The organism is Acidobacteriota bacterium (assembly GCA_019347945.1).
GTDB lineage: Bacteria > Acidobacteriota > Thermoanaerobaculia > Gp7-AA8 > JAHWKK01 > JAHWKK01.
In genome coordinates this window covers 17,587-29,591 of the sequence record JAHWKK010000006.1, presented here as the reverse complement: position 1 = coordinate 29,591, position 12,005 = coordinate 17,587, and the positions used below count along the sequence as shown (strand labels likewise).

7 protein-coding genes are annotated in these 12,005 nt (G+C 61.9%); 6 read left to right on the top strand and 1 reads right to left on the bottom strand.

All coding sequences use genetic code 11. The annotated features are described in order from the left end of the window. Positions 1 to 5: 5 nt before the first annotated feature. The 5 genes from miaB to lptG all read left to right on the top strand — a co-directional run bounded on the left by miaB (position 6) and on the right by lptG (position 6,749). On the top strand, positions 6 to 1,262 hold the full coding sequence (miaB, locus tag KY459_05340; GenBank protein ID MBW3564127.1) for a tRNA (N6-isopentenyl adenosine(37)-C2)-methylthiotransferase MiaB: 1,257 nt from the start codon (positions 6 to 8) through the stop codon (positions 1,260 to 1,262). Positions 1,263 to 1,276: 14 nt separating this feature from the next. Then, complete coding sequence (locus KY459_05335) at positions 1,277 to 1,744, top strand: bifunctional nuclease family protein (protein MBW3564126.1); 468 nt, start codon at positions 1,277 to 1,279, stop codon at positions 1,742 to 1,744. A 326-nt stretch (positions 1,745 to 2,070) separates the two neighbouring features. Then, positions 2,071 to 2,832, top strand: a complete 762-nt coding sequence (locus tag KY459_05330; GenBank protein MBW3564125.1) for a ParA family protein — start codon at positions 2,071 to 2,073, stop codon at positions 2,830 to 2,832. 18 nt (positions 2,833 to 2,850) lie between these two features. Then, positions 2,851 to 3,681, top strand: coding sequence for a ParB/RepB/Spo0J family partition protein (locus KY459_05325; GenBank protein ID MBW3564124.1), 831 nt, complete (start codon positions 2,851 to 2,853; stop codon positions 3,679 to 3,681). A gap of 752 nt (positions 3,682 to 4,433) precedes the next feature. After that, positions 4,434 to 6,749: an LPS export ABC transporter permease LptG gene (gene lptG / locus KY459_05320; protein ID MBW3564123.1), complete on the top strand. Its 2,316-nt coding sequence runs from the start codon at positions 4,434 to 4,436 to the stop codon at positions 6,747 to 6,749. A 53-nt stretch (positions 6,750 to 6,802) separates the two neighbouring features. Here lptG and KY459_05315 read toward each other — a convergent pair whose 3' ends face one another. Next, entirely contained in the window at positions 6,803 to 9,688 is a 2,886-nt protein-coding gene (locus KY459_05315) for an insulinase family protein (GenBank protein MBW3564122.1), read from the bottom strand. 353 nt (positions 9,689 to 10,041) lie between these two features. Between KY459_05315 and typA the strand changes: the two genes are divergently transcribed. Next, positions 10,042 to 11,964, top strand: coding sequence for a translational GTPase TypA (gene typA, locus KY459_05310; GenBank protein ID MBW3564121.1), 1,923 nt, complete (start codon positions 10,042 to 10,044; stop codon positions 11,962 to 11,964). The last annotated feature ends 41 nt before the right edge of the window (positions 11,965 to 12,005 follow it).

Here is a 12,005-nt window from a genome sequence, read left to right as displayed (position 1 = left end):
GCCAGATGAATGATCTGGACTCGCAGAGGCTCGCCGGCCAGCTGACGCTGAGGGGGTGGGCTCCGGCAACCGGCCCCGCCGAGGCGGATCTCGTCCTTCTCAACACATGCAGTATTCGCGACAAATCGGAGCAGAAGGTCTACCACTATCTCGGGCGTCTCCGCAGCCTGAAGTCCGAGAGACCATTGAAGATCGGCGTCGCCGGTTGCGTCGCGCAGCAGGAAGCGGGAAGGATTCTCGACCGGGCACCCTGGGTGGACTTCGTGATGGGTCCCGGAACGGTCGGGCTCCTCGACGAGGTGCTCGATGGGGAGCGCCGCATCGCCACAGAGTTTCCGGCGGACCGGCGTTACGACTGGCTCTCGATCGACAGGCCCTCGAAGGTTCGGGCGCAGGTCACGGTCGTGGAGGGATGCAACAAGAACTGCACCTACTGTATCGTTCCGACAACGCGCGGCCGCGAAGTCTCACGATCGCTCCGGAGCATCGTGGCGGAGACGAGCCACGCCGTTTCGACGGGACGATCCGAGATCGAGCTTCTGGGACAGACGGTCAATGCATGGAGATGCCCGGAGAGCGACGCGGGATTCGGGGATCTGCTCGATGCCGTCGCGGGCGTCCCGGGGGTCCGGCGCGTCCGATTCATGACATCCCACCCGGCCGAGGTCGACGACTCGATGATCGCCGCAATGGCAGGAAACGAGAACGTCTCGAAATTCCTCCACCTCCCGGTTCAGTCGGGTTCATCGCGGATTCTGAGGCGAATGAAACGGCTCTATACGCCCGAACGCTATCTCGAGATCGTCGGCCGTATCCGGGGGGCGATGCCGCAGATCCGGTTCTCCACGGACGTGATCGTCGGTTTTCCGGGGGAGACGGAGGACGATTTCCGCCAGACCCTCGAGCTTCTCGAGGAAGTCCGCTTCGGCTCGCTTTTCGCCTTCGTCTACTCCGAGCGGCCTGGTACGCCGGCGCTTCGTCTCGGAGACAAGGTCGATGAAGGTGTGGCGCGGGAGCGGCTGAACCGTCTGTTCGCGTTTCAGGAGCGGATTCAATCCGAGGTGCTCGACGGCTACGTCGGAAAGACGGTCGATGTCCTGGTGGAGGGTCCGAGCCGGGCATCGGAGCTGGAGCTGGCAGGACGTACCGACGACAACTTGACCGTGAATTTCACCGGAGGAGCTGACAATTGTGTCGGCGCTCTGGTCCCGGTAAAGATCATCGAAGCAAGGCATCACACGTTGAAAGGAGAAGCGGCTTGAGTGAAGAAGTGGCCATGACGATCAAGGGATTGATGCTCGATCCGGTAGCCAACTCTCCGATTGTCGTTCTGAAGGACGACGCCGATTCGACGTATCTGCCGATCTGGGTCGGGATTTTCGAAGCCAACGCCATTGCCCTCGAGCTGGAGAGTGTCGAGACGCCGAGGCCGATGACCCACGATCTGCTGAAGTCGGTTCTGTCGACGCTCGAGGCGGTCGTGACGCGGATCGTTATCGACGGCCTTCGCGAGAACACCTTCTACGCGAAGATCCACATCGACTCGTCGTCACGCTCGCTCACGATCGATTCCCGCCCGAGCGACGCGATCGCGCTCGCTCTGCGGACGAAGGCTCCGATCTTCGTCGCGCGCTCGGTGCTCGACGAGGCCCGGACGATCAAGCCGGATCAGGCTTCCGAGGACTCGGTGAAGAAGTGGCTCGAGCAGATGCGGCCGGAAGACTTCGGGAAATACGAGATGTAGAGAGGCAGGAGTCAGGAAACAGGATCCAGGAGTCAGGAAACAGGAGTCAGGAAGCAGGATCCAGGAAGCAGCAGAAACCGGCAGCCAGGAGTGATTGCAAGGGTCAGGACACGGCATCCTGCGCGGTAATGCGCTCCCGCGAAGTCTGATTCGCGGCCGGGGAGGACAAGGTCGGTTCATTCTTCAATCGCGATTCATGAAAGCTGGAGCTTCCGCGAATCGCTGGATCCTGAATCCTGTTTCCTGAATCCTGTTTCCTGGATCCTGCTTCCTGGATCCTGTTTCCTGACTCCTGTTTCCCGACCTGATAGAATCCGCCACCGGGAATGATCATTACGGTCGCGAACCAGAAAGGTGGGGTAGGGAAGACCACCACCACCATCAATCTCGCTGCGGCCGTCGCCACGAAGGGTTTGTCGACCCTTCTCATCGATCTCGATCCTCAGGCCAACTCCACGATGAGCTATGTGGACCACGATGCGGTCGAGAAATCGATGTACGACGTGCTGGCGACGGACTCGGTGTCGATCGACGACGTCATCCTGCCGACGAAGGTGGACAACCTCCAGGTCGCTCCGGCGAGGATCGCGCTCGCGAAGCTGGAGTCGAAGCTGATCGGCGAGATCGACGCTTACTACAGGCTCAAAGACCGGCTCCTGGCGTCCGACGTCCCGAACCGATGGGACTATGTTTTCATCGATACACCGCCGACGCTCGGGATGATCACGGTCAACGCGCTGGTGGCGTCGACTCACGTACTGGTGCCGATCCAGTCGTCGTACTTCGCGCTCGAGGGAACCGACGACCTGCTGGAAACGGTCGAGAAGATCAAGAGCAGACCGAACCCGAACCTCCAGCTGCTCGGTGTGGTCATCACGATGCACGACAAGCGAACGACGCTGGCGCGCGACATCCGCAAGCAGATCCGGAACGTTTTCGGCGACAGGCTTTTCAGGACGGTGATCTCCAAGTCGATCCGGCTCGAGGAGAGTCCCGCCTACAAGGAATCGATTTTCACCTTCGCTCCGCGCTCGAGCGGGGCGCTGGAGTACTACTCGCTCTCCGAGGAAATGCTCGGCAGGGTCTGATCACGGGAAGGAGAAGGGATGAGACGCGGTCTGCCTCAACGGAAGTCGATGCGTCACGACGCGCACTTCGTCGAAGAGCTCGTCCGTCGATCCGGCAACACGATCGGCATCATTCTTCCGCTCTCGATCATCGATCCGAACCCCGAGCAGCCGCGACGGCAGCTCGGCGACCTGGACGACCTCACCGCATCCATTGCGGAAAAGGGGGTCCTCGAGCCGATTCTGGTCCGCTCGAGCGACGACGGCCGTTACATGATCATCTCGGGCGAGCGGCGATACCGAGCGGCCGCGGCAGCCGGTCTCCAGGAGATCCCGGCGATCGAGCTCGATGCGGACGATTCCGAGGTCCTCGAGATCGCGCTGATCGAGAACATCCAGCGGAAGGACCTCACGCCGTTCGAGGAGGCTGAAGGCTTTCAGGTGCTCCAGGAAAAATTCGGCTACACCCACGAGCGGCTCGCCCAGGTCCTTGGGAAGTCGCGAACCACGATCACCGAAAGTCTCCAGCTCAACCGGATCCCGAACCGGATCCGGAAGTTGTGCCTCGAGGCCGGGATCACGAGCAAGTCGGTGCTCATCCAGATCGCCCGGGCCGATGACGAGGCGGCGATGGTCTCGCTGGTGGAGCAGTTGGCCGGGGGTGGGCTGACGCGGGCCGGGGTGCGGGAGCAGACCTCCGGGAAGGCTGCGAAGAAGGCGCAGCGCGGGCGACCGAAAAACTTCAGGTACAGCTTCAGGGACAAGGATCTTCCGTTTCGTCTGGAGATGAACTTCCGGAAGTCCCGGGTGGAGCGTGAGGAGATCATCGACGCGCTGAAGATGGTGATCGACCGTCTGAAACGGGAGTAGTCGGGCGCTGAATTGTACGCTCCAGATATGGTCCGCGGCTTCAGCGATAATCTGTCGCCCGCTGAAGCGGGCTCGACATTCTCTGCGACGGCTCTCCCAACCCCCGGCTGAAGCCGCGGGGGCTAAGTTCTTTCGCCCGCGCGGCGCGGGCTCATCCGAAGTGGAGATCTCGCGAGATTCAGCGTGTTTGAGGGCGCTCGACGTTCTGTCGCCCGCGGACCGCGGGCTGCAAAGCGGAGGTCTGGAGAGATTCAGACGTCTTCGTGGGCCGGCGACGTCTCTGTAGCACACCGACCGCGGGGGCTGGCAAAGACTGGTCCTCGCGCGGTGTGCGCGACCGCGGAGCGGGCGACAGATCGAGACACGACCGGCTGAACGTTCCAGATACGCTCGAATTGGACGCAGCTTACGGAGCCACCGGAGGGCGGCGCCAGATCTTAGCCCCCGGCTTCAGCCGGGGGACAGAAACGTGGCATCCTCAAATGTCGAGCCTGCTTTAGCGGGCGACAGAACCCCGGCGCGCTGAAAAGCTCACGCAGTGTTTGAGGTTTCAGGTGGTCCGCATTTGAGTCGGACGGTCTGACCTGTCTGACCTGTCGGACACGTCTGACTCGTCCAAATCCGGATCTTCTGGTGTTTCCTGCGGATTTCCGCAGTGTCTCATAAGATATATTATGTTAAATATGGCCTCCGATATAGAACCGTTGCATTCGTCGACCCCGTCCCGCCACTTCCTGTAGTCTCTCCCGTCAGTGAAGATCCTCAACAAATATCTGATCCGGGAGATGCTCGGTCCCACCCTGCTCGGTCTCTCCTTCTACACCTTCATCCTGATTACCCGCGAGACGATGATGCTCGCGGAGCTCATCATCCGGGAAGGTGCGGGTCCCGGCACGATCGGAACGCTGCTGCTCTTCACCATCCCACACGTGGTCGTCCTGACGGTTCCCATGGCCGTGCTGTTCGGGATTCTGATCGCGGTCGGGCGTCTCTCGAGCGACTCCGAGATCATCGCGATGCGCTCGAGTGGCCTCTCGCTTCCGTTCGTGTACCGGCCGGTCCTCTATTTCTCGATCGGGATCTTCCTGATCAACGTGATTCTGATCAACGTTCTGGTGCCGTACAGCAACACACGGCTTCAGGAGATTCAGACCGAGCTGGCCACGCGGGCCGTCAAGAGCCAGATTCAGCCCCGGGTTTTCTACGACGAGTTCGACGATCTCGTGCTGTACGTCGACGACATCGATTCGTCGACCGGTCGATGGAAAGGCATTTTCATCGCCGATTCGACCCAGCCGGGCCGGAGCAATGTCATCGTCGCCTCCTCGGGAAATCTGACGATCGAGGAAGGGACCTCCCGGACCTGGATCGATCTGGTCAACGCGCGGAACCACATCGGGCGGCCCGGCAATGCGGAAACATACGACCTGGTGACCCATGGTACCCAGCGACTGTCACCGAGGATCGAAACGGTCGAGGCAGAGACCTCACGCTCATACAAGAGCATGAGCCTCGGGGAGCTCTGGAGAGCTCTCGCCCGGGTGGACAATCCGCTCGACCGGCGCAACGTCCGGGTCGAGATTCACAAGAAGCTCTCGATTCCCTTCGCGTGCATCGCTTTCGGTCTCGTCGCCCTTCCGCTCGGTCTCACGAACCGGCGAGGAGGCCGAAGCTCCGGTTTTTCACTGAGCATCGCGATCATCCTCTTCTATTACATTCTCCTGACCTGGGGATCGGATCTCGCCGAGGAAGGAAGGATTCCGGCGGGACTCGGGATCTGGCTGCCGAACATCGCGCTCATCATTCTCGGAGCGATGCTTCTGAATCGTGCGAATCGTGACACTGGCCAGCGCGGCGGGTCGGGCCGGATCGCCAGGCTCGTCGAGAGGCTTCGGAAGGGAAAGAGCAAGGAGTCGAGTGAACGGACCCAGGCGGTGGAGCAGTCCTACCAGCCCCTTCTGCAGCGGCTGGACGTGACGTTTCCGAACCTGCTCGACCGGTACGTCCTGACCCTGCTGGTCCGGATCACTCTTCTCGTTCTCTTTTCGACGCTCATCCTCTTCGTCGTGATCAATTACACGGAGATATCCGACGACATCCGCGAGAACGCGATCGCGATGACGGACGTCATCTCCTTTTATCAGTTCTATTCGCTGCAGATTCTCGACATCCTTCTGCCGCTTGCGATCCTGCTCGGGACCCTGATCACATTCGGGATTCTGTCGCGAAACAGCGAGCTGGTCGCGATCAAATCGAGCGGGGTCTCGCTCTATCGCCTGAGCGTGCCGGTTCTTCTGGTCGCGGCTCTGATCTCAGTGGTGTCGTATTTTCTTCTCGATTTCGTCCTCCCCTATTCCAACCGGCGGTATCACGATCTGGAGAATCTGATCAAAGGGCGGGAGTCGGCAGCAGCGGTTGATCTGAATCAGCGACAGTGGGTCTGGGGCGAAGGTCCGTGGCTGTTCAACTTCCTCACGTTCGACGAGCGAGCCAATACGCTCTCGGAGGTTCAGGTATTCGAGTTCGATCAGGAGAACTTCAGCGTTACCCGCCGGATCTCGGCGAGGGAAGCACGTTTCGACGGAGTCGGCTGGGTCTTCGTCGACGGATGGATGCGATCGTTCGGCGAGGACGGAGGGGTCAGCTTCACGCCGATCCGTTCGCCGATTCGTCTGCATTACCCCGAGCGACCGCTCTACTTTTCAACCGAGATTCGCACACCTCAGGAGATGACCTTCGGCGAGCTGCGACGGCACATCCGGGATCTCCAGCGGTCCGGATACGCGGCCGACGCTCTGCAGGTCGAGCTCTACCGGAAGACCGCCTGGCCATTTCTCCCGCTCGTGATGGCACTGATCGCCCTCCCCTTCGCGTTCCGCATGGGCAAGCGGGGGGCGCTCTACGGAATCGGAATCGCCATCTTCCTCGGGTTCGCCTACTGGCTCGTTTTCGTACTCTTCACCAAGTTCGGCGAAGTCGGAAATCTCCCGGCCATTCTCGCGGCATGGAGTGCGAACGTGCTGTTCGCGATCGCGGCGATCACGATGTTTCTCCGTGTCGAGACCTGAGAACGAAGCGTGGCCACCATCCGGAGATGGTGGCCACGTCTCATCGGTTCAAATCAGTTCAGCGTCATCGTCTCGATCGGCATGCCCAGCTCCTCGAGCTGAGGACGAATTACGGATTCGTCGCCGATGACCACCCAGATCAGTTTCTCCGGGTCGATGGCTGCGCGAGCTGCGGCGTCGAGCTCTGCAGCCTGGAGCGCTCGGTAGCGGTCAGCGACCGATTCGTAATAGTTGTCCGGTCGCCGGAACAGCGCGTTGCTTCGCAGCGCACTGAGGACATCTGCCGACGTCTCGAAACTGCCCGCGAGCTGGCGGACGTTCCCATTGATCGTCCGCTCGAGCTCGGCGGCGGTGACGCCGGAGTCACCGAGGAATGCCTCGATGTCTCCCATCAGGGCGGCGATCGAGGGTCCGGTCTTGTCCGCCTGGACCGGAGCGTAGACCAGGTACGGAGAGTCCATCTCGATCTGATTGATGAATCCGCGGACTCCGTACGCCCATCCCTTGGTTTCGCGAAGATCCATGTTGAGCCGTGACAGGAAATTGCCTCCGAGCACCTCATTGGCGGCGTTGAGGACGAGGAGGTCGTCGGTTCCCTTCACCGGAAGGATGGTTCCGGCGAGAATCAGCGACTGCGGCGACTGCGGCCGGTCGATGATGACGATCCGCGGACGAGCCGGCGGCACCTCGGCGTCGAACCGCTTGACACCTTTCGGCGTCGCTGGCGCTTCCCACGCACCGAACTGACTCTCGAGCATCGGAGTCAATTCTGCGAGCGGAATGTCTCCGACCGCGAAGATCGTCGCGTTGTCCGGTCTGATCCAGGTCTGATGGAAGCGAATCAGGTCGTCGCGAGTCACGGTCTTCAGAAGCTCCGGATCGCCCGATCCGGTGAACGGGATTCCATAGGGGTGCTCATCGCCGTAAATCAGCGGCGGGAGCGAGCGGTACGCAATGGCGAACGGCTGGGTCATCTCACTCGCAATGGAGGTGATCTGCTGGTCGCGCAGCCGTTCGATCTCCCGGGGAGCGAAGGCTGGATTTCGGATGATGTCCGCCATCAGTGCCAGCGAAGGCAGCAGGTTCGGAGTCAGCGCCGACATCGTCACCGCCGTACGGTCGAGCGAAGCACCCGTGCTGATTGCCGCACCCAGCCGCTCCTGAGCCTCCGCGAGCTCGATCGAATTCATGCTCGTCGTCCCCTCCTCGAGGAGATTGAGCATCAGCGCCTGCGTCCCGAGCTTCTCCTTCGGGTCGGCTGCATGACCGGCGTTGAGCTCGACCGCGATCCGCACGACCGGTACGACGTCTCTGCGTGCGTAGACGACGGGGATGCCGTTGGAAAGTCGCGTTCGCTCGACGTCGGGAAAGTCGAGATCCTGAATCGTTCCGACGGTCGGCCATTCACGATCTGCCATCACCTTCGGCACCGGAGCCATCAGCTCGTCGCCATCCGCCGGCGGGCGGAAGTACGACGGCCTCTGAGTGAAACTGCCGACCGACGCGGCTTCCTCATACTCGCCGCGCTCTCCAGGGGTCACGCGGAGGGTCAGCCTGGGACGCGTGAGCCACTTCTCCATCATCTGCTGCACCTGAGCGGGCGTCACCCGGCCGTACGCGAGCAGTTGTGTCCGGAAGAAGTCGGGGTCGTTCATGTAGAGAGCGCCCTCGGCCAGCGCCACCGCCTTGCCCCCGAACCCACCGACCTGCTCCAGCCCTTTGATCCGGTTCGAAACCTGGCGCATCGCGACTCTCTGGACCTCATCCTCGGTGGGACCGTTCGCGATGAACTCGGCGATGATTTCATCGAGCCGGCGCGCCACCATGTCGGCATCCACGCCCGGCTTGACGTCGACCTGCACCTCGGCGAACCCGAGGCGGTGGAAGTCCTGGAGGAATGCGGCGACGCGTACCGCCAGCTGTTCCTCACGAACCAGAATATTGTCCAGCCGCGAGCTCGCGAGACCTCCCAGAACGGTCATTCCGACGTCGAGGGGAATGCTCTCGGGATCGGTAAGCCCGGGCGTCATCCAGTTCCTGTAAAGACGCGTTGTCGCGACACGGTCCTGCATGTCGATGTGAACCGCCTCGTCCAGAACCGGGATCGAGGCCTCGGCGGGATGGTTGATCGGACCTCGAGGAATGTCACCGAAGTACTGATTCACCAGACGTTTAGCCGTTTCGGTGTCGACGTCACCGGCGAGGACGAGCACGGCATTGTTCGGGCCGTATTTGTCGCGGAACCACTGCTTGACATCCTCGAGGCTCGCCGAGTCGAGATCGGCCATCGAGCCGATCGTCGAGTGCGCGTACGGATGACCCTCCGGGAGGACGCTCAGCTGCGCGTAGTCCACCAGGCCGTAGGGCTGATTGTCGCCCTGACGCTTCTCGTTCTGAACGACTCCCCGCTGGTTGTCCAGCTTTTCCTGAGTGACCGCGCCCAGAAGGTGGCCCATCCGATCGCTCTCGAGAAACAGAGCGGTCTCGAGGGCCGGCGTTGGAACGGTCTGGAAGTAGTTGGTCCGATCGAACCAGGTCGTGCCGTTCAGATCGGTTGCCCCGATCTGCCGGAGCGGCTCGAAATAGTCGCCCGGGGCATTCTCGGAACCGTTGAACATCAAATGCTCGAAAAGGTGCGCGAAACCGGTCTTTCCCTTCGGCTCGTCCTTCGAGCCGACGTTGTACCAGACCGAAACTGCCACCACAGGGGCCTTCCGATCTTCGTGAACGATGACTCTCAGCCCGTTGTCGAGAGTGAATTGTTCGTACGGTATCTCGACTTCGCGGACCAGTTCCGCGACCGGCACAGGCTCCATCGTCAACAATGGCGCCGGGGGCGTGGTGACCGGTTCCGGCTCGGGCGCGGTCGCCATCGGCGTCGCGCAGGCCATCGCGAAGACCAGAATGGCTCCGGTCAGAAAACCTGAAGCACTTCTCATGGGTTGGACCTCCTGATAGGTTGAAAATGGCATCTCTGCCGGGGTGATTGGAATCGGACTGCGAAGCAGTTCAGACGAAGAATATCCGATTTCGTGTCGACGGCGTCTGTGCCGCGGAGGTCGGCACGCTCGCAAAATAAGGGAGTTGTCCAGGGAGATCGCGCCTCTGGCGGGCCGCGATTCTCGAAGCCGAACCTGAAACCGGCGACCATCCGGGCGGGTCGCGTCAGCCATCCAATCCCGCGAGCTCGCGGCCCGCCAGAGGCTCGCTCTCCCGTCAAACGCATCCCAGGGAGCGAAATCTCCCGGCTCGCACCGGCGTTGCAGGTGCGTTCCCATAAGGGGAGCTCCCTATGAGTTTTCGATACGACATACGAAACGTCGCGATCATCGCGCACGTCGACCACGGAAAAACCACCCTCGTGGACGCCCTGCTGCGCCAGACGGGTGCGATTCGAAGCGCGCGGTCCGGGGGAAATGAAGAGCGGGTCATGGACTCGAACGACCTGGAAAAGGAGCGTGGAATCACGATCCTGGCGAAGAATGCGTCGCTGATCTACCGGGTCGACGAGCCGGACGCCGAGGGGCATCCGGTCCACCATGAGCCAACGCCGACCTACCTGGGGCACACACTTCCGGCAGACTTCGTCCATCCGGCCGCGGTCAAGATCAACATCGTCGACACGCCCGGCCACGCCGACTTCGGCGGAGAGGTCGAGCGATCTCTCTCGATGGTGGACGGGGTGATTCTTCTGGTCGATGCGGCGGAGGGCCCGATGCCCCAGACGCGATTCGTCCTGCGAAAGGCGCTGGCTCTCGGACTGCTGCCGACGGTCATCATCAACAAGATCGATCGAGCCGACGCCCGGCCCAACCAGGTCGTCGACGAGGTCTTCGATCTGATGGTCGAGCTCGGAGCCTCCGATGAGCAGCTCGACTTCCCGATCCTCTTCGCTTCGGGACGAAGCGGATACGTCCGCCACGAACTGCATCACACGAACGAGGACGTACGACCGCTTCTCGACGTGATTCTCCAGCGCATCCCTCCCCCGCTGATCGACACCGGAACGCTCCAGATGCTGGTCAGCTCGGTCGATTACGACGACTACGTCGGACGTCTCGGGATCGGACGCATCCGGCGCGGTACGATCTCGAAGGGCGAAACGATCACGTTGATGCGGCGCGATGGAGCGACGGTTCGTGGACGGGTCACCCGGCTGGTCTCCTACGAGGGTCTCGAGCAGACCGATGTCGATCAGGCACGGGCCGGGGACATCGTCGCCGTCTCCGGGTTTCCCGACGTCGAGATCGGAGAAACGCTGGCGGATGGCACCGAACCGGAGCAGATTCCGCCGATCCTGATCGACGAGCCGACCGTTTCGATCGAATGGGTGGTCAACGACTCCCCCTTCGCGGGGCGGGACGGCAAGTACGTCACCTTTCGGAAGATCGTCGAGCGTCTCGAAAAGGAAGCGCGACGCGACGTGGCGCTGCGTCTCCGCTCGGTCGAGGCCTCGAGCTCGATCGAGGTGAGCGGTCGGGGCGAGCTCCATCTTTCGATCCTGGCCGAGAAGATGCGTCGCGAAGGTTACGAGTTCTGCCTTTCCCGTCCACAGGTGGTCGTGCGGGAGATCGACGGGGTCGCCTGCGAGCCATGGGAGTCGCTGGTGCTCGACGTCCCCGAGGAGAGCATGGGCGCGATCATGGAGACGATGCAGCTTCGGCGCGGCGAGGTGACCAATCTCGAGAACCCCGGATCGGGGCGCGTCCGGATCGAGCTTTCGATTCCGACGCGCGGACTGTTCGGAATGCGGACGATCTTCCTCAGCGAGACGCGTGGGACCGGCATCATGTACCACACGTTCGAAAAGTACGCGCCGGTGAAGAGCCGTCTCGTGGCCCGCGCTTCCGGGGCGCTGATCGCCAAGGAAGGGGGCGACGTCACCGCCTACGCGATCGAGCAGCTTCAGGAGCGCTCGACCCTCTTCGTCAGTCCCGGCGACAAGGTCTATGCGGGGCAGGTGGTCGGAGAGAACGCGCGGGACAACGACATGGTCGTGCAGATCTGCCGGCAGAAGCATCTGACCAACATGCGGGCTTCAGGTTCGGACATCGCGACGCAGATCACGCCGCCGACGAAGATGTCGCTCGAGCGGTGTCTGGAGTGGATCGAGGACGACGAGCTCGCCGAGGTGACACCGACCGCGGTCCGTCTCCGGAAGCGGATCCTCGATCACGCGCAGCGGAAGATCGTCGAGAAGAAAGCGAGTGCGTAGAGAAGCAGGGGTCAGGGATCAGGGATCAGGGATCAGGGGAA